Consider the following 17,170-nt stretch of genomic DNA (forward strand, 5'->3'; position numbering starts at 1 on the left):
CTGGCGCGCGAATGCGTTTTCATGCGACAGGCTTTAGTGATCGATCGCGACCGACTTGATGACGGCATAGACGGTCTTGCCGGGAACAAGCTGCAGCGCGTCGCAGGAAAAGCGGGTGATGCGGGCGGCAATCGTCGCATCGCCGCAAGTCACCCGGACATCGACGCTGCCATCCTCCTCCGATGTCAGCGTCAGAATGCGCCCTTCGAGCACATTGAGCGCACTGATTTCCACTGGCCTTGAGGTCGCCAGCATGACGTCGCGGGCGGCTATGTGCAGGCGAAGCCTGACGCCGGCCGTCGCGCTGACACCGGCGATGCGCAGCCGTTCCCGTCCGACCCGGACGGTCGTCAGTTCGTGCACCGGATCGGTTCCCTCGACTTCGCCCTCCAGCAGGACACCGGCCTCGCGCCTGCCGGTGGCAAGCGTTGCGGCGGGCGCGCTCAACACCTCGGCGGCCGCGCCCGATGCGGTGACCCGACCGCTTTCGAGCACGACCACGCGCCGGGCCAACCGGGCGACTTCGCTGACGGAATGGCTGACATAGACGATCGGGATGCGCGCATCGTCGCGCAGCCGTTCGAGATAGGGCAGGATCTCCGCCTTGCGCGCCTCGTCGAGGGCGGCGAGCGGTTCGTCCATCAGCAGCAGCCGCGGTGCCGCGAGCAACGCCCGTCCGATCGCGACGCGCTGGCGCTCGCCGCCGGATAAAGCCGACGGGCTCCGATCGAGCAGATGGCCGATGCCGAGCATGTCGACGATGCGGATAAACTCATTGCCGGTGCCGCTCTTGCCGGCGAACCAGCGGCCATAGGCGAGGTTGCGGCGTACACTCAAATGCGGAAACAGCCGCGCCTCCTGGAAGACATAGCCGAAGCGCCGGCGATGCACCGGCGTGAAGATTCTCCTCTCGCTGTCGGCGATAACGTCGCCATCGAGCAGGACACGTCCGCTTTCGGGCTTCAGAAGCCCGGCGATGATGTTGATGAGCGAGGTCTTGCCGGAGCCGGAGCGGCCGAACAGTGCGGTCACGCCTCCATCCGAGGTGAAGGCGGCGTCGAGCGCAAAATTTCCGAGTTGATGATGAGCTTCGACGGTAAGGCTCATTGGGCTGCCACCCGGCGCGCGGCAAATGTCGCCAGCAGTTCCGAGAGGATCAGCGCGGCCATGGAAATGATGACGGAAATGATTGTCAGCCGCATGGCGCCGGCATCGCCACCGGGCACCTGGGTGAAGGTGTAGATGGCGGCCGAAAGCGTCTGCGTCTCGCCGGGAATGTTGGAGACGAAGGTGATCGTGGCGCCGAACTCGCCCATCGCCTTGGCAAAGGCGATGATCATGCCGGCGATGATGCCGGGAATGATCAGCGGCAGCGTGACGGTGGCAAAGACCCAGAGGGGGCTCGCGCCGAGCGTGGTCGCTGCGTCCTCGAGCTTGCGGTCGACCGCCTCGATCGACAGGCGGATGCTGCGCACCATCAACGGGAAGGCCATGACGGCGCAGGCCAGGGCAGCACCGGTCCAGCGGAAGGAAAAGACGAGGCCAAAATAATCGGCGAAGAAGGCGCCGAGCGGGCCGCGGCGGCCGAAAAGCAGGAGCAGCAGGAAGCCGGTGACGACAGGCGGCAGGATCAGCGGCAGATGAACGAGGCCGTTCAGCAGTGTCTTGCCCCAGAAGCGCCCGCGGGCAAGCAGCATGGCGACCACGAGTGCGAAGGGCAGGCTGCAGATCATTGCGACGGTTGCGACACGCAGGCTCAACAGGATCGCCGTCCATTCCGCATCGCTCACTGCAAGCCAGTCCAATGGATATCGCTCCCCAATACGAGGCTTGTGGGACGCGGCTGTCTGCCCCCTATGCCTCTGACAAATGTTCGCGTCGCCCGCGTTTGGGCGCGGGCGTCGCGAACATGACGTTAGATGCTTCGCCTGCCTCTGGACAGACGGCACTAGCGCCTATTTCAGCCGGCTACTTCAGGACTGTGAAGCCCTGCTTTTCAAAGAGTTCAGCAGCCTTTGCCGACTTGACGAAGTCGATGTAGGCCGCCGCATCAGGGCTCTTGCTCTCGGCCGTGATCGCGATCGGGTAGATGATCGGCGGATGGCTGTCTTCCGGGAAGGTGCCGACGACCTTGACGCCCGGGTCTGCCGCGGCATCGGTCTGGTAGACGATGCCGTACGGCGCTTCGCCGCGCGAAACGAGCAGGAGGGCGGCACGAACGCTTTCAGCGCCGGCGACCTTGGCCTCCACGGCCTTCCAGGCGTCGAGCTTTTCGAGCGCAGCCTTGCCGTACTTGCCGGCCGGAACGGAATCGACGGCACCCATGGCAAGGCGACCGTCACCGAGAATGCCAGCGAGATCGAAGCCCTGCTTGATTTCGACCGGGGCAGCGTCCTGCTTGCCGGAGACGAGCACGATGCGGTTGCCGAGCAGGTTTGCGCGGGTGTCGTCCTTGATCAGCTTCTTTTCGGCGAGGTAGTCCATCCAGGCGAGGTCGGCAGAGATGAAGACGTCGGCGGGCGCGCCCTGTTCCACCTGCTTGGCCAGTGCCGAGCTGGCCGCGTAGGAAACGGTCGTTTCCTTGCCACTTTCCTTCTGCCACTCGGCATTGATCGCATCGAGCGCGTTCTTCAGGCTCGCAGCCGCAAAGACCGTCACCTTTTCTTCCGCCTGTGCGGACGCCGGCAGAACACTTGCGCCGGCCCAGGCGAGGCCGAGCGCCAGCACCAGTCCCTTCAGCCAGTTTCTTCTCTTGATCATCGATTTCCCTCCAACGATGCGTGATATCTCTTAGGATACAACGATATCGCCTCCTGATTACCGTTGTATCTGTTGAAATACAATGCTCCTCAAAAGGGCTAGCGTAATACCCGTGTGGTTGTGGCCGCCCGGCAAAACCGGTGCAGCATTCCTGCGGCGGGCGCGATTGGGCTTGCGATGATGTCAGGGCGGCCTAAATTGCGGCCTCGATCCCCTGACATGGAGCGGACGTGCAATGGAAACGGCAGTGAAGCTTGAAGAAAGCTGGAAGGAAGCGTTGGCACCGGAATTCGCCAGCGTCTACATGGCTGACCTCAAGCAGTTCCTCGTGGCCCAGAAGAACGAGGGCCGGCAGATTTTCCCTCGCGGGCCTGAATATTTTCGCGCGCTCGACCTGACGCCGCTCGACAAGGTGCGCGTGGTCATTCTCGGCCAGGATCCCTATCACGGTGACGGCCAGGCGCATGGGCTCTGCTTCAGCGTTCGCCCCGGTGTCCGGACGCCGCCCTCGCTCGTCAACATCTACAAGGAACTGAATACCGATCTCGGCATTCCGCCGGCGCGACATGGCTTTCTCGAAAGCTGGGCGAAGCAAGGTGTGCTGCTCCTCAACAGCGTGCTGACGGTAGAGCGCGGCAACGCGGCATCACACCAGGGTCACGGTTGGGAAAAGTTCACGGATGCGATCATCCGTGCGGTCAACGAGGCCGAGCATCCCGTCGTCTTCATGCTTTGGGGCTCCTATGCGCAGAAGAAGGCGGCCTTCGTCGACCGCTCGCGCCATCTTGTCCTGAGGGCACCACATCCGTCGCCGCTCTCAGCCCATTCCGGCTTTCTCGGCTGCCGGCATTTTTCCCAGGCCAATGCCTTCCTCGAAAGCAAAGGCTTCGATCCGATCGACTGGCGGCTGCCGGAAAATCCGGCTGCGGACATCAACTGAAGGCTTGGCGCGAATGACGGCTTTGTCGTCGCCCTGAGGTCTTGCCTTGGCGGCGGCGATCCGCCTAAGACGCCCGAACGAAATGGCGGAGGCGGGCATGCGCAAAATTCTGATCATCGGCATCGGTTCGGGCAATCCCGAACACATGACCGTGCAGGCGATCAACGCGCTGAACTGCGCCGACGTGCTCTTTATCCCGACCAAGGGAGCGAAGAAGACCGAGCTTGCCGAAGTGCGCCGCGACATCTGCGCCCGCTACGTCACGCGCAAGGACAGCCGCACCGTCGAGTTCGCGGTGCCCGTGCGGCGCACCGAAGGCGTCAGCTATGACGGCAGCGTCGATGACTGGCACGCCCAGATCGCTGGGATTTACGAAGCGCTTCTGTCGAAGGAGTTGGGCGAAGAGGGAACTGGCGCGTTTCTCGTCTGGGGCGACCCGATGCTCTATGACAGCACCATTCGCATCGTCGAGCGGGTCAAGGCACGCGGTGAGGTCGCCTTCGCCTACGACGTCATTCCCGGGATCACCAGTCTGCAGGCGCTTTGCGCCAGCCACCGCATTCCGCTGAACCTCGTCGGCAAGCCGGTGGAGATCACCACGGGGCGTCGGCTGCACGAAAGCTTTCCCGAGAAGAGCCAGACCTCGGTCGTCATGCTCGATGGCGAACAGGCGTTTCAGCGGGTCGAGGACCCGGAGGCGGAGATCTATTGGGGCGCCTATCTCGGCACGCCGGATGAGATCGTCATTTCCGGCCGCGTGGCTGAGGTGAAGGACCGGATCCTTGCAACGCGGGCGGCGGCGCGCGCGAAGATGGGATGGATCATGGACATCTATCTCCTGCGCAAGGGCGCCGACTTCGACGAGTGACGGGGAGGGCCGATCTGCGTCGTGTTTGATCTCACTCAAGGTTTGCGGCTGTGTTATAGCGTCTTAAGAGGCTTCTTCAGGGAGGAGAGCCTCAAGTGATGACGGATTTGATGACCAGCTGCGCCCTTCCATTGACCGGAGATGCCGGCACCGTCGCTTCGATGCGCCGCGGCGCCTGCCCGTCCTTGGCAGAGCCGATGCAGACCGGCGACGGCCTGCTCGTGAGGGTGAGGCCAACGGATGACAGCCTGACGCTGCCGAAGGTCATTGCCCTTGCCACGGCTGCCGAGCGCTTCGGCAATGGCATCATCGAGATTACCGCGCGCGGAAACCTGCAGCTTCGCGGCCTGAGCGCGGCTTCGGTGCCAATGCTGGCGCAGGCGATCGGCGATGCGGAGATCGCCATTGCCGAGGGGCTCGCGATCGAGGTGCCGCCCCTGGCCGGCATCGACCCGGACGAGATCGCCGATCCGCGGCCGATTGCCACTGAGCTTCGTGAAGCGTTGGATGTGCGCCAGGTGCCGTTGAAGCTTGCACCCAAATTATCCGTCGTCATCGATAGCGGTGGCCGGTTTGGTCTCGGCGCTGTCGTCGCCGACATTCGCCTTCAGGCGGTTTCGACTGTCGCGGGGGTGGCCTGGGTGCTGTCGCTTGGCGGCACGTCAACGAAGGCATCGATCGTCGGGACGTTGGCCGGCAACGCGGTCGTGCCGGCCCTGATCACCATTCTCGAGAAACTGGCGAGCCTGGGCACGACGATGCGCGGGCGCGATCTGGACCCGTCGGAAATCCGCGCGCTCTGTCGCTGTGAGACATCGTCCGAACGCCCGGCCGCTCCGCGTTCGGCCGCAATACCCGGCATTCATGCGCTGGGTAACGCCGACACCGTTCTCGGCCTCGGTCTGGCCTTTGCTCAGGTGGAGGCCGCCGCGCTGGCATCCTACCTGCATCAGGTCCAGGCGCTTGGCGCCAATGCGATCCGGCTTGCGCCCGGGCACGCCTTCTTCGTCCTCGGCCTTTGCCCCGAGACCGCGGCTGTGGCGCAGAGCCTGGCAGCGTCACACGGTTTTCGCATTGCCGAGCAGGATCCGCGCAATGCGATCGCCACCTGCGCCGGCAGCAAGGGTTGCGCCTCGGCGTGGATGGAAACCAAGGGCATGGCCGAGCGCCTCGTCGAGACGGCGCCGGAATTGCTCGACGGGTCGCTCACCGTGCATCTCTCCGGCTGCGCCAAGGGCTGCGCCCGGCCGAAGCCGTCCGAACTGACGCTTGTCGGTGCGCCATCAGGATACGGGCTTGTCGTAAATGGGGCTGCCAATGGCTTGCCAAGCGCCTACACCGATGAGAATGGAATGGGATCCGCCCTTGCCCGGCTCGGCCGGCTGGTGCGGCAAAACAAAGACGCTGGCGAATCGGCGCAGTCCTGTCTTACACGGCTCGGAGCTGCGCGCGTCTCGGCAGCGTTCGAACAGGGATAGACATGCCTGAGTATGATTACATTCGCGATGGCAACGCCATCTACGAGCGTTCCTTCGCCATCATCCGCGCCGAGGCCGATCTGTCGCGCTTCTCCGAAGAGGAAGCGGATCTGGCTGTGCGCATGGTGCACGCCTGCGGTTCCGTCGAGGCGACCAGGCAGTTCGTGTTTTCTCCCGATTTCGTAAGCTCGGCCCGTGCGGCGCTGAAAGCCGGTGCGCCGATCCTCTGCGATGCCGAGATGGTTGCGCACGGTGTCACCCGCGCCCGTCTGCCGGCCGGCAACGAGGTGATCTGCACGCTGCGCGATCCTCGCACGCCCGCACTTGCGGCCGAGATCGGCAACACCCGCTCCGCCGCAGCCCTGAAGCTCTGGAGCGAGCGGCTGGCCGGTTCGGTGGTCGCGATCGGCAACGCGCCGACGGCGCTGTTCTTCCTCTTGGAAATGCTGCGCGACGGCGCGCCGAAGCCGGCGGCAATCCTCGGCATGCCCGTCGGTTTCGTCGGTGCGGCGGAATCGAAGGATGCGCTGGCCGAGAACTCCTATGGCGTTCCCTTCGCCATCGTGCGCGGCCGCCTCGGCGGGAGTGCCATGACGGCGGCAGCGCTTAACTCGCTCGCGAGGCCGGGCCTGTGAGCGGCGTCGGCGTGGGGCGCCTGATCGGTGTTGGGACCGGCCCCGGTGATCCGGAACTTTTGACGGTCAAGGCGGTGAAGGCGCTCGGGCAAGCCGATGTGCTTGCCTATTTCGCCAAGGCCGGGCGAAGCGGTAACGGCCGCGCGGTGGTCGAGGGTCTGCTGAAGCCCGATCTTGTCGAGCTGCCGCTATACTATCCGGTGACGACCGAAATCGACAAGGACGATGGCGCCTACAAGACCCAGATCACCGACTTCTACAATGCGTCGGCCGAAGCGGTAGCGGCGCATCTTGCCGCCGGGCGCACGGTCGCCGTGCTCAGTGAAGGCGACCCGCTGTTCTATGGTTCCTACATGCATCTGCATGTGCGGCTCGCCAATCGTTTCCCGGTCGAGGTGATCCCCGGCATTACCGCCATGTCCGGCTGTTGGTCGCTTGCCGGCCTGCCGCTGGTGCAGGGCGACGACGTGCTCTCGGTGCTTCCGGGCACCATGGCCGAGGCCGAGCTCGGCCGCAGGCTTGCGGATACCGAAGCCGCCGTGATCATGAAGGTCGGGCGCAATTTGCCGAAGATCCGTCGGGCGCTCGCTGCCTCCGGCCGTCTCGACCAGGCCGTCTATGTCGAACGCGGCACGATGAAGAACGCGGCGATGACGGCTCTTGCGGAAAAGGCCGACGACGAGGCGCCCTATTTCTCGCTGGTGCTCGTTCCCGGCTGGAAGGACCGACCATGACCGGTACGCTCTATGTCGTCGGTACCGGACCGGGCAGCGCCAAGCAGATGACGCCGGAAACGGCGGAAGCCGTTGCGGCCGCTCAGGAGTTTTACGGCTACTTTCCCTATCTCGACCGGCTGAACCTCAGACCGGATCAGATCCGTGTCGCCTCGGACAACCGCGAGGAGCTCGATCGGGCACAGGTCGCGCTGACGCGGGCTGCGGCAGGCGTGAAGGTCTGCATGGTCTCCGGTGGCGATCCCGGTGTCTTTGCCATGGCGGCCGCCGTCTGCGAGGCGATCGACAAGGGACCGGCGGAATGGAAGTCGGTTGAACTGGTGATCACGCCCGGCGTGACCGCGATGCTCGCCGTTGCCGCCCGCATCGGCGCGCCGCTCGGTCATGATTTCTGTGCGATCTCGCTTTCCGACAATCTGAAGCCCTGGGAAGTCATCACCCGGCGTCTCAGGCTGGCGGCGGAAGCGGGCTTCGTCATTGCCCTCTACAATCCGATCAGCAAGGCGCGGCCCTGGCAGCTCGGTGAGGCCTTCGAGCTTCTGCGCAGCGTTCTGCCGGCAACGGTTCCGGTCATCTTCGGCCGTGCGGCCGGGCGGCCGGACGAACGGATCGCGGTGATGCCGCTCGGCGAGGCCGATGCCAACCGCGCCGACATGGCGACCTGCGTCATCATCGGCTCGCCGGAGACGCGCATCGTCGAGCGCGACGGCCAACCCGATCTCGTCTACACACCGCGCTTCTATGCAGGGGCGAGCCAGTGAGCGATGCGGTTGAGTGCCTCGTCGCAACTGCCGACCGTCGGCACGTCCGCGGGCTTGCGCCGCTCGACCATGATCACCTCGATGCCGAGCCGGCGCGCTGCGGCAATCTTGCCGTAGGTGGCGCTGCCACCGCTGTTCTTGGCGACGATCACATCGATCTGCCGACTCCTGAGCAACGCGGCTTCGTCGGCTTCCGCAAAGGGACCGGTCGCCAGGATCGCCTCCTGGTCGGGCAGATTAAGCGGCGGCGTCACCGGATCGACGCTGCGGATGACGTAGCTGTGCTGCGGCGCGACCTCGAAGTGGAAAGCTTCCTGTCGACCTATCGCCAGGAAGACGCGGCGTCGCCGATCACCGAGCGCGCTGACGGCCTCGACAACGCTATCGACAGCAGTCCAGCGGTCGCCAGGCAGGGGCACCCATTCCGGTCGGCGGAGGGCGATAAGCGCAACGCCGGTTCTTTGCGCTGCGTCCGCGGCGTTGTGCGAAATGCGTGCGGCAAAGGGGTGCGTCGCATCGACCAGCAGCGCGATGTTTTCGTCATGCAGGAAATGCGCCAGCCCATCGGCGCCGCCAAAGCCGCCGATGCGCGTCTTGACCGGCTGCGGCCGCGGGTCCGCGGTGCGGCCGGCCAGCGAGATGGCGGTGTCGTAGCGGACATCTTCGGCCAAGCGGCGCGCGAGTTCGCGTGCCTCGGTGGTGCCACCCAGAATCAGAATACGAGGTTTTTCCATGGCTGACGTGTCGAACAGCGAACCCGCCATAGTCTCCCCCTGGCTGACCGTCATCGGTATCGGTGAGGATGGTGTAGCGGGTCTCGGCGACGAGGCCAAGCGGCTGATCGCCGAAGCGCCGGTCGTCTACGGCGGCCATCGTCATCTGGAGCTCGCCGCCTCCCTCATCACCGGCGAAGCGCACAATTGGCTAAGCCCCCTCGAACGCTCGGTCGTCGAGATCGTCGCGCGTCGCGGCAGCCCGGTGGTGGTGCTTGCCTCGGGCGACCCGTTCTTCTTCGGCGTCGGCGTGACGCTGGCGCGCCGCATCGCCTCGGCCGAAATACGCACGCTTCCGGCGCCGTCGTCGATCAGTCTTGCCGCCTCGCGCCTCGGCTGGGCGCTGCAGGATGCGACGCTCGTCTCCGTACATGGGCGGCCGCTGGATCTGGTGCGACCGCATTTGCATCCGGGGGCGCGTGTGCTTACGCTCACGTCGGACGGTGCGGGTCCGCGAGACCTTGCCGAGCTTCTGGTTTCAAGCGGCTTCGGTCAGTCGCGACTGATCGTGCTCGAAGCGCTGGGCGGCGCCGGCGAACGGGTGACGACGCAGATCGCCGCGCGCTTCATGCTCGGCCTCGTGCATCCTTTGAACGTCTGCGCCATTGAGGTGGCGGCCGACGAGGGCGCGCGCATCCTGCCGCTTGCCGCCGGCCGCGACGATGCGCTGTTCGAACATGACGGGCAGATCACCAAGCGCGAGGTGCGGGCGCTGACGCTGTCGGCACTCGCACCGCGCAAGGGCGAACTGCTATGGGACATCGGCGGCGGCTCCGGCTCGATCGGCATCGAATGGATGCTCGCCGATCCGACCATGCAGGCGATCACCATCGAGGTGGAGCCGGAGCGGGCAGCGCGCATCGGCCGCAACGCGACGATGTTCGGCGTGCCCGGGCTGACGGTTGTCGAAGGCGAGGCGCCGGCGGCGCTTGCCGGCCTGCCACAACCGGACGCGATCTTCATCGGCGGCGGCGGCAGCGAAGACGGCGTCATGGAAGCAGCGATCGAGGCGCTCAAGTCAGGCGGACGGCTGGTTGCCAACGCGGTGACGACGGACATGGAAGCGGTGCTGCTCGATCATCACGCGCGGCTCGGCGGTTCGCTGATCCGCATCGATATCGCGCGTGCAGGACCCATCGGCGGCATGACCGGCTGGAAGCCGGCCATGCCGGTCACCCAATGGTCGTGGACGAAGGGCTAAAGCAGTTCCAGCGAAAGTGTGACGCGGTTTTGCGTCCGGAACTGCGCAAGAAAAAGAAAGAGTAACCTATGACGGTACATTTCATCGGCGCCGGCCCGGGAGCCGCAGACCTGATCACGGTGCGTGGTCGCGACCTGATCGGGCGCTGCCCGGTCTGCCTTTACGCCGGCTCGATCGTCTCGCCGGAGCTGCTGCGATATTGCCCGCCGGGCGCCCGCATTGTCGATACGGCGCCGATGTCCCTCGACGAGATCGAGGCGGAGTATGTGAAGGCCGAAGCCGAAGGGCTCGACGTGGCGCGGCTTCATTCGGGCGACCTTTCGGTCTGGAGTGCTGTGGCCGAACAGATCCGCCGGCTCGAGAAGCATGGCATCGCCTATACGATGACGCCGGGCGTTCCTTCCTTTGCGGCGGCGGCTTCAGCGCTCGGTCGCGAATTGACCATTCCGGCCGTGGCCCAGAGCCTGGTGCTGACCCGCGTTTCGGGCCGCGCCTCGCCGATGCCGAACTCAGAAACGCTTTCCGCTTTCGGCGCTACGGGATCGACGCTGGCAATCCACCTTGCGATCCATGCGCTTCAGCAGGTGGTCGAGGAACTGACGCCGCTCTACGGTGCCGACTGCCCGGTCGCCATCGTCGTCAAGGCCTCCTGGCCGGACGAACGCGTGGTGCGCGGCACGCTCGGTGACATCGCCGCCAAGGTGGCGGAAGAGCCGATCGAGCGCACGGCGCTGATCTTCGTCGGTCCGGGGCTCGAAGCCTCCGATTTCCGTGAAAGCTCGCTCTACGATCCCGCCTATCAGCGGCGCTTCAGAGGGCGCGGCGAATAGGCCGCACTCCCTCGGGGGTCGGCCTAAGTTTCCCGCTGAGAGGGTTTTGAAACCTATTCTGCCGGTTCTTCGCGCGGCGGCCGCTGCTTGAGCGGGACGCCGCGCTTTTCCTCGACGCGGTCGCGGTAGAGCGCTGCCTGTCCAAGCAGCATCAGCGTCACCGGCGTGGTGGCGACGACGAAGACGATGATCAGGATTTCGTGGAATACCCAGCGGCTCTGCAGCACGGCAAAGCAGATGATAGAGGCGGCGCAGATCATCAGTACGCCGCCGCTGGTCGCCAGCGTCGGTGCGTGCAGGCGCTCGTAGAAGCTGGTGAACCGGAGCAAGCCGACGGAGCCGATCAGCGCCACTGCGGCGCCGAGGACGGTGAGCCCGCAGACGAGAACGGCTGCCCAGACGGGAAGGTCGGTGAGGTGGCTCATTCGATGATCTCCCCGCGCATCAGGAACTTGCCGAAGGCGATCGACGAGACGAAGCCGATCAAAGCCACGATCAGGGCGGACTCGAAATAGAGCGAGTTGGCCGTGCGGATGCCGAAGGTCAAGAGCATCAGCATGGCGTTGATATAGAGCGTGTCGAGGCCGAGGATACGGTCCTGGGCGCGCGGTCCCCTCACCATGCGATAGAAGGCAAAAGCCATCGCCAGGCCGAGCATGATCTGGGCAATCAGGATCGACCAGATGATTGAAAGTTCCATCATCCGAATATCTCCTTCAGGGCGGTCTCATAGCGCTTGACCGTATCGAGCCAGATGTCCTCGTTCTCCATGTCGAGCACGTGGAAGAGCAGGGACTTGCGGCCGCGATCGTATTCGAGCCAGGCCGTTCCCGGCGTCGCTGTCATGACACAGGCAAGCAGCGCCAGGGCGTTTTCGTCTTCCAGATCGAGATCGATGGTCAGGAAGCCCGAGTTCGGCGGTCGGCGCTGGCCACGCAGGATGACGGCGATGACGGCGATGTTCGAGCGGATCACGTCGACGGCGACGGCAAAGCCGAAGCGCACGATCAACAGAACCCGGCGCGGGTGCGAGCGCACGAGGCCGAGCTTCAGCGTCACCCAGCCAAGACCGGTTGCCAGTACCGTCCCCATCAGGAAGGTGCCGGGCGCAACCGACTGATTGAGCAGGAGCCAGATGATGAGCAGCCCGACGGAGAGCAGGGGATAGGGGAGCCAGGTGCGCATCGCCTATTGCCCTCCCGCCCGCGGCGCTGAGAGCACCCGCTCCGTATAACCCGCAGGATCGAAGAGCGAATCCGCTGTTGCCTGCATGTAGCGCATCGCCGGCCCGGCCTGCACGCTTAAGAAGATGCAGGCAGCGAGCAACACGACGACGGGGGTGATCTCGATGACCACGACGCGCGGCACGGTGTTTTCGATCGACGCCCAGAAGGTGCGGATGCCGACGCGGTTCATAGCGATCATCGCGGCGAGACCGGAAACGATCAGCAGCGTGACATAGGTCCAGTCGGCGGCGGAGACCGCCGGGGTGGCTTCCGCTCCCGACAGGCCGAAGAGACCGCCGAGGATCGCGAACTTGGCGACGAAGCCGGAGAGCGGCGGCAGGCCGGCAAGCAAGAGGGCGCAAAGGCAGAAGCAGAGGCCGAGGATCGCCATCGTGCCGGGGATCGCCGAGCCGACTTCTTCTTCCTCCTCGTCCTCGTCGGCGTCGCCGTAGGCTTCCATCGTCACCGCCAGAACGTCGGCGCCGGCGTCACGTCCGCGCTCGACCAGTTCGATCAGCAGGAAGAAGGCGGCGATCGTCAGTGTCGAGCTGACGAGGTAAAAGAGCGCACCGGCGATCATGCTTGGGTGGCCGAGGCCGATGGCGGCGAGCAGGGTGCCGGAGGAGACCAGCACCGAATAGGCGGCGAGGCGGCCCATGGCCTGCGATGCGAGCACGCCGATGGCGCCGAAGGCGATCGTCAGCAGGCCGCCGGCAAGCAGGATCGGCTGGCCGAAACCGGCAGACGCGCCGGCACTCGCGCCGAAGACCAGCAGCGACAGCCTGAGGATGACATAGATGCCGACCTTGGTGAGGATCGCAAAGACGGCGGCGACCGGCGGCGTCGCGGCTGCATAGGCCGTCGGCAGCCAGAAGCTCAAGGGCCACATGCCGGCCTTCACCAGGAAGGCGACGCCGAGCACGCCGGCACCGACCTCGACCATCTGGCGATCCTCCGGCGAGAGCGTCGCCAGCTTCATGGAGAGATCGGCCATATTGAGCGTGCCGGTCGCGCCATAGATCAGGCTGACGCCGATCAGGAAGAGCGAAGAGGCGGCGAGGTTGATCGCGACATAGTGCAGGCCGGCCTTGACGCGCAGCGGCCCGGAGCCGTGCAGCAGCAGCCCGTAGGACGCCGCCAGCATGATTTCGAAAAAGACGAAGAGGTTGAAAAGGTCACCAGTCAGGAACGAACCGTTGAGGCCGGCGATCAAGAGCTGGAACAGCGAATGGAAATGATGGCCCGCGGTGTGCCAGCGCGCGATCGAATAGGCCTGGGCGGCAAGCGCCAGTCCGCTCGTCAGGCACAGCATCAGTGCCGAAAGGCGGTCGAGCACCAGCACGATGCCGAAAGGGGCGGGCCAGTTGCCGAGCTGATAGACGCCGTTGCCTGCGGGCGCCCCATCCATCGAGGCGATCCGCATCAGCACGATCGAGAGGATGAAGAGCGCGAGCGTCGAGACGAAGCTCAGCACACCCTTGAGCGAGCGGTTGCGCTCGTCGATCGGGATCATCGCGGCGCCGACCATCAGCGGCAGCAGGATCGGCAGGATCAGCAGGTGGTGCATCCAGTTAGTCATGGCGCTGCTCCCTGCCGTCGACGTGGTCGGTGCCGGTGAAGCCGCGCGAGGCGAGCAGCACGACGAGGAAGAGCGCGGTCATGGCAAAGCCGATGACGATCGCTGTCAGCACCAGGGCCTGTGGCACCGGATCGGTGAAGCGGCTGAGATCGCCGACACCGCCTGGCTCCAGCACCGGCGGCGCGTTCACGCGAAGGCGCCCCATGCCGAAGATGAAGAGATTGACCGCATAGGAGAGCAGCGAGAGGCCGATGATCACCTGGTAGGTGCGCGGGCGCAAAAGCAGGTAGACGCCGGATGCCGTAAGCACGCCGATTGCGGCAGAGAGAATGATCTCCATCAGCGTGCCTCCTTTCGCAGGGCGCGTGCATGGGCTCGCGGCGCGCGGATCGACTGGTGGGCGAGCGCGATGAGGATCAGCACGGTTGCGCCGAGCACCAGCGAGAAGACGCCGAGATCGAAGAACAGGGCGCTCGCCAGAGGAAACTTGCCGATGATCGGCAGCGTCACGTATTGCGAATGCGACGTCAGGAACGGATAGCCGAAGAACCAGGAGCCGATGCCGGTCGCAGCGGCCACCAGAAGCCCGATGCTCATCCAGCGCAGCGGATGGATGCGCAGGCGCTCCTCGACCCAGCGGGTTCCGCCGGACATGTATTGCAGGATGAAGCCGATCGACATGGCGATGCCGGCAGCAAAGCCTCCGCCCGGCAGGTCATGGCCGCGCAGGAAGAGGTAGGCTGCGAGCATGCCGATGACCGGGAACATCCAACGCATGATCACCGATGGCACGAACAGGTATTCAGCCACGCTGTCACCCTTGTTGCGATCCGGGTGATCGTCGTCGAAGGCGTTCTGGACGCGCTGCTGTTCCGGAGCCTCCAGGCTGTCGGCCTGCGGGCGGAAGCGCAGCAGCAGGGCGAAGACGGTAAGCGCGACGATCGCCAGCACCGCGATCTCGCCGAGCGTGTCGAAGCCGCGGAAGTCGACGAGGATGACGTTGACGACATTGGTGCCGCCGCCCTCCTTGTAGGCGCGCTCGAGGAAGTAGCTCGCGATCGTGTCAGGCATGGGCCGGGTCATGATCGTATAGGCGATCAGCGCCACGCCGCCTCCGGCGACGACCGCCAGCAGGAAGTCACGCAGGCGCCGGAAGCGGACCTTCAGCGACAAAAGCTCGGTTTCCTCGGTGTCCTCGATGCGCTTCGGCAGCCATCGCAGGCCGAGCAGGATCAGCACCGTCGTGACGATCTCGACGAGGAGCTGTGTTACCGCCAGATCCGGCGCCGAAAGCCAGACGAAGGTGAGGCAGGTGGTGAGCCCGGCGCCGCCGAGCAGCACGAGTGCCGCCAGCCGGTGGAACTTCGCCAGGATCGCAGCACCGATCGCACAGGCGATGCCGACCGCCCAGAGGAGGGCAAAGGCCGGATCGATGCTGCGCACGAGAAGCGGCGGCAGCTCGAAATGATTGAGAAGCAGCGGCAGCGCGCCGGCGGCGATCGCGATGAAGACGAGGAAGCGCATCTGCGGCTGCAGACGCCGCGTGCCGAGGCGCTGCTCCAGCGAACGCGCCCATTTCCAGGAGAGCGTTACCAGCACGCGCTCGAAGATGCGCTGGCCGTGCAGCAGACGGAAGATCGGTGGCCCCTCGACGCTGGTGGCGAGGTAGTTGCGCATCAGGAAGTAGAGACCGATGCCGCCGGCAAGAGCGACGAAGCTCATGATCAGCGGCAGGTTCCAGCCGTGCCAGACGGAAAGGCTGTAATAGGGCGTGTTGGCGCCGAGAATGGAGACGACAGCCGTGTGCAGGAACGGGCCGATGGTGATCGCCGGAATGATGCCGACGACGAGGCAGGCGAGCACCAGGAACTCGATCGGCACACGCATCCAGCGCGGCGGCTCGTGCGGCACCTTGGGCAGGTCCTCCGGCGTCTTGCCGAAGAAGACGCTGTGGATGAAGCGCAGCGAATAGGTAACGGCAAACATGCCGGCGAGCGTCGCGACATAGGGCGTCATCGTATCGAGAATGTTGGCCTGGTGCGTTTCGATCGCTTCGGCGAAGAACATTTCCTTCGAGATGAAGCCGTTCAAGAGTGGTACGCCAGCCATGGCCGCGCTCGCGACCATGGCGAGCACCGCCGTTCCAGGCATGTACCTGATCAGCCCTCCGAGCTTGCGCATGTCGCGCGTTCCAGTCTCGTGGTCGATGATGCCGGCCGCCATGAACAGCGACGCCTTGAAGGTCGCGTGGTTGACGATGTGGAAGACCGCGGCGACCGCGGCCAGCGGGCTGCCGAGGCTCAGGAGCACGGTGATCAGGCCGAGATGGCTGATAGTGGAATAGGCGAGCAGGCCCTTGAGGTCCTGCTGGAAGATGGCGAAATAGGCGCCGAGCAGCAGCGTCGAAAGACCGGCAAGGCCAACGATCCAGAACCAGGCCTCGGTGCCGGCCATGACCGGCCAGAGGCGCGCCAACAGGAAGACGCCGGCCTTCACCATGGTTGCCGAATGCAAATAGGCCGAAACCGGCGTCGGCGCCGACATGGCGTGCGGCAGCCAGAAATGGAACGGGAACTGCGCGCTCTTCGTCAGCGCCCCGAGCAGCACCAGGATCAGTACCGGCATGTAGAGCGGCGAGTTGCGGATGAGGTCGCCGGAGGCGAGCACCACGTCGAGATCGTAGCTGCCGACGATGCGACCCATCAGCAGAAGGCCGACGAGCATGCAGAGGCCGCCTGTGCCGGTTACGGTCAGCGCCATGCGGGCGCCGTCACGAGCGTGGGCATTGTGGTGCCAGTAGCCGATCAATAGGAAGGAGACGATGCTCGTCAGTTCCCAGAAGACGGCGAGCAGGATGAGATTGCCTGATAGCACGACGCCGAGCATCGAGCCCATGAAGGCGAGGAACAGCGACAGGAAGCGCGGCACCGGGTCTTCCGCGGCCATATAGTAGCGGGCGTAAAGCACCACGAGCACGCCGATCGCGGTTACCAGGACCGTGAAGAGCCAGGCGAAGCCGTCCATCCGGAGCGTGAAGTTGAGGCCGAGTTCCGGCAGCCAGGCGATGTCATAGCGCAGGACGCCGCCCGAGGTGACGAAGGGATAGAGGCCGGCGGCGACGAGGAAACAAAGGAGCGCGATCGCTCCTGCAAACCAGGCTGTCGCACCGCGCTGATCGGGCGGAAAGAAGATTGCAAGGAGGCTTCCCACAAATGGGGCGAGAATGAAGACAGAAAGCAATTTTCCCGCGTATTCGATCGTACCGTTCCCTTCGTTCGGGTTCATGGAGAGCGGGCACCCGAGCGCCGTGCTTTCCAAAAGAATGCACAAGGGACGCACCAGGATTTTGATTCTAGAGCATCTTTTCCGCTTTCAGTGGTTCCAC

General features: G+C 64.9%; 18 protein-coding genes. 8 read left to right on the top strand and 10 right to left on the bottom strand.

Annotated elements, in window-relative coordinates; all coding sequences use genetic code 11:
* Positions 1-33: 33 nt before the first annotated feature.
* From modC to modA, 3 genes are all read right to left on the bottom strand, one after another.
* Positions 34-1,107 (bottom strand): molybdenum ABC transporter ATP-binding protein, encoded by a 1,074-nt coding sequence (gene modC / locus IB272_RS25665; protein WP_060581243.1) that lies wholly within the window; start codon positions 1,105-1,107, stop codon positions 34-36.
* Positions 1,104-1,805, bottom strand: coding sequence for a molybdate ABC transporter permease subunit (gene modB, locus IB272_RS25670; RefSeq protein ID WP_034787131.1), 702 nt, complete (start codon positions 1,803-1,805; stop codon positions 1,104-1,106). Before modB ends, modC begins: the two co-directional genes overlap by 4 nt.
* A 163-nt stretch (positions 1,806-1,968) precedes the next feature.
* Complete coding sequence (gene modA / locus IB272_RS25675; RefSeq protein ID WP_060581244.1) at positions 1,969-2,760, bottom strand: molybdate ABC transporter substrate-binding protein; 792 nt, start codon at positions 2,758-2,760, stop codon at positions 1,969-1,971.
* 235 nt (positions 2,761-2,995) lie between these two features.
* On the opposite strand from modA, the gene ung reads away from it, so the two are divergent.
* The 6 genes from ung (at position 2,996) to IB272_RS25705 (ending at position 8,176) form a co-directional block, all read left to right on the top strand.
* Complete coding sequence (gene ung, locus IB272_RS25680) at positions 2,996-3,700, top strand: uracil-DNA glycosylase (RefSeq protein WP_060581245.1); 705 nt, start codon at positions 2,996-2,998, stop codon at positions 3,698-3,700.
* Between the two features lie 97 nt (positions 3,701-3,797).
* A complete protein-coding gene (gene cobF / locus IB272_RS25685) occupies positions 3,798-4,568 on the top strand; it encodes a precorrin-6A synthase (deacetylating) (RefSeq protein ID WP_060581246.1) in 771 nt (256 codons plus the stop codon).
* Between the two features lie 110 nt (positions 4,569-4,678).
* A complete protein-coding gene (gene cobG / locus IB272_RS25690) occupies positions 4,679-6,046 on the top strand; it encodes a precorrin-3B synthase (RefSeq protein ID WP_060581310.1) in 1,368 nt (455 codons plus the stop codon).
* 2 nt (positions 6,047-6,048) lie between these two features.
* The gene (locus IB272_RS25695; RefSeq protein ID WP_060581247.1) at positions 6,049-6,681 is read left to right on the top strand and encodes a precorrin-8X methylmutase; all 633 of its coding nucleotides are present in this window, start codon (positions 6,049-6,051) and stop codon (positions 6,679-6,681) included.
* Entirely contained in the window at positions 6,678-7,415 is a 738-nt protein-coding gene (locus tag IB272_RS25700) for a precorrin-2 C(20)-methyltransferase (RefSeq protein ID WP_034787112.1), read from the top strand. The genes IB272_RS25695 and IB272_RS25700 overlap by 4 nt, the downstream gene beginning before the upstream one ends.
* On the top strand, positions 7,412-8,176 hold the full coding sequence (locus IB272_RS25705) for a precorrin-3B C(17)-methyltransferase (protein ID WP_060517485.1): 765 nt from the start codon (positions 7,412-7,414) through the stop codon (positions 8,174-8,176). The genes IB272_RS25700 and IB272_RS25705 overlap by 4 nt, the downstream gene beginning before the upstream one ends.
* Here the strand turns inward: IB272_RS25705 and IB272_RS25710 are convergent.
* Entirely contained in the window at positions 8,155-8,940 is a 786-nt protein-coding gene (locus IB272_RS25710; RefSeq protein WP_082566283.1) for a cobalt-precorrin-6A reductase, read from the bottom strand. The two genes, IB272_RS25705 and IB272_RS25710, sit on opposite strands and share 22 nt — an antisense overlap.
* Here IB272_RS25710 and IB272_RS25715 point away from each other — a divergent pair.
* A complete protein-coding gene (locus IB272_RS25715) occupies positions 8,909-10,150 on the top strand; it encodes a bifunctional cobalt-precorrin-7 (C(5))-methyltransferase/cobalt-precorrin-6B (C(15))-methyltransferase (RefSeq protein ID WP_060581248.1) in 1,242 nt (413 codons plus the stop codon). The two genes, IB272_RS25710 and IB272_RS25715, sit on opposite strands and share 32 nt — an antisense overlap.
* Before the next feature lie 68 nt (positions 10,151-10,218).
* On the top strand, positions 10,219-10,980 hold the full coding sequence (gene cobM / locus IB272_RS25720) for a precorrin-4 C(11)-methyltransferase (RefSeq protein WP_060581249.1): 762 nt from the start codon (positions 10,219-10,221) through the stop codon (positions 10,978-10,980).
* Positions 10,981-11,033: 53 nt separating this feature from the next.
* On the opposite strand, the gene mnhG is transcribed toward cobM, so the two are convergent.
* From mnhG to IB272_RS25750, 6 genes are read right to left on the bottom strand one after another with little or no spacing between them, the layout of a single operon-like run.
* Entirely contained in the window at positions 11,034-11,405 is a 372-nt protein-coding gene (gene mnhG, locus IB272_RS25725) for a monovalent cation/H(+) antiporter subunit G (RefSeq protein ID WP_060581250.1), read from the bottom strand.
* Positions 11,402-11,683: a K+/H+ antiporter subunit F gene (locus IB272_RS25730; RefSeq protein ID WP_034787089.1), complete on the bottom strand. Its 282-nt coding sequence runs from the start codon at positions 11,681-11,683 to the stop codon at positions 11,402-11,404. Before IB272_RS25730 ends, mnhG begins: the two co-directional genes overlap by 4 nt.
* Positions 11,680-12,165 carry a Na+/H+ antiporter subunit E gene (locus IB272_RS25735; RefSeq protein WP_034787086.1) on the bottom strand — a complete coding sequence of 162 codons (486 nt, stop codon included), beginning with the start codon at positions 12,163-12,165 and terminating at the stop codon, positions 11,680-11,682. Before IB272_RS25735 ends, IB272_RS25730 begins: the two co-directional genes overlap by 4 nt.
* A gap of 3 nt (positions 12,166-12,168) precedes the next feature.
* Positions 12,169-13,785: a monovalent cation/H+ antiporter subunit D gene (locus tag IB272_RS25740; protein WP_034787084.1), complete on the bottom strand. Its 1,617-nt coding sequence runs from the start codon at positions 13,783-13,785 to the stop codon at positions 12,169-12,171.
* Positions 13,778-14,125, bottom strand: a complete 348-nt coding sequence (locus IB272_RS25745; protein WP_034787081.1) for a Na+/H+ antiporter subunit C — start codon at positions 14,123-14,125, stop codon at positions 13,778-13,780. The genes IB272_RS25740 and IB272_RS25745 overlap by 8 nt, the downstream gene beginning before the upstream one ends.
* Positions 14,125-17,043: a monovalent cation/H+ antiporter subunit A gene (locus IB272_RS25750; RefSeq protein WP_318267645.1), complete on the bottom strand. Its 2,919-nt coding sequence runs from the start codon at positions 17,041-17,043 to the stop codon at positions 14,125-14,127. Before IB272_RS25750 ends, IB272_RS25745 begins: the two co-directional genes overlap by 1 nt.
* Between the last annotated feature and the right edge of the window lie 127 nt (positions 17,044-17,170).

This window comes from Ensifer sp. ENS08, from assembly GCF_014852195.1.
Taxonomy (GTDB): domain Bacteria; phylum Pseudomonadota; class Alphaproteobacteria; order Rhizobiales; family Rhizobiaceae; genus Ensifer; species Ensifer adhaerens.

Coding starts and splice junctions, on each gene's coding strand:
- IB272_RS25715 (WP_060581248.1), top strand. CDS start 8,909: ATGGCTGACGTGTCGAACAGCGAACCCGCCATAGTCTCCCCCTGGCTG.
- cobM (WP_060581249.1), top strand. CDS start 10,219: ATGACGGTACATTTCATCGGCGCCGGCCCGGGAGCCGCAGACCTGATC.
- ung (WP_060581245.1), top strand. CDS start 2,996: ATGGAAACGGCAGTGAAGCTTGAAGAAAGCTGGAAGGAAGCGTTGGCA.
- cobF (WP_060581246.1), top strand. CDS start 3,798: ATGCGCAAAATTCTGATCATCGGCATCGGTTCGGGCAATCCCGAACAC.
- modA (WP_060581244.1), bottom strand. CDS start 2,760: ATGATCAAGAGAAGAAACTGGCTGAAGGGACTGGTGCTGGCGCTCGGC.
- IB272_RS25710 (WP_082566283.1), bottom strand. CDS start 8,940: ATGGCGGGTTCGCTGTTCGACACGTCAGCCATGGAAAAACCTCGTATT.
- modC (WP_060581243.1), bottom strand. CDS start 1,107: ATGAGCCTTACCGTCGAAGCTCATCATCAACTCGGAAATTTTGCGCTC.
- mnhG (WP_060581250.1), bottom strand. CDS start 11,405: ATGAGCCACCTCACCGACCTTCCCGTCTGGGCAGCCGTTCTCGTCTGC.
- IB272_RS25740 (WP_034787084.1), bottom strand. CDS start 13,785: ATGACTAACTGGATGCACCACCTGCTGATCCTGCCGATCCTGCTGCCG.
- cobG (WP_060581310.1), top strand. CDS start 4,679: ATGACCAGCTGCGCCCTTCCATTGACCGGAGATGCCGGCACCGTCGCT.
- IB272_RS25735 (WP_034787086.1), bottom strand. CDS start 12,165: ATGCGCACCTGGCTCCCCTATCCCCTGCTCTCCGTCGGGCTGCTCATC.
- IB272_RS25695 (WP_060581247.1), top strand. CDS start 6,049: ATGCCTGAGTATGATTACATTCGCGATGGCAACGCCATCTACGAGCGT.
- IB272_RS25745 (WP_034787081.1), bottom strand. CDS start 14,125: ATGGAGATCATTCTCTCTGCCGCAATCGGCGTGCTTACGGCATCCGGC.
- IB272_RS25705 (WP_060517485.1), top strand. CDS start 7,412: ATGACCGGTACGCTCTATGTCGTCGGTACCGGACCGGGCAGCGCCAAG.
- IB272_RS25730 (WP_034787089.1), bottom strand. CDS start 11,683: ATGATGGAACTTTCAATCATCTGGTCGATCCTGATTGCCCAGATCATG.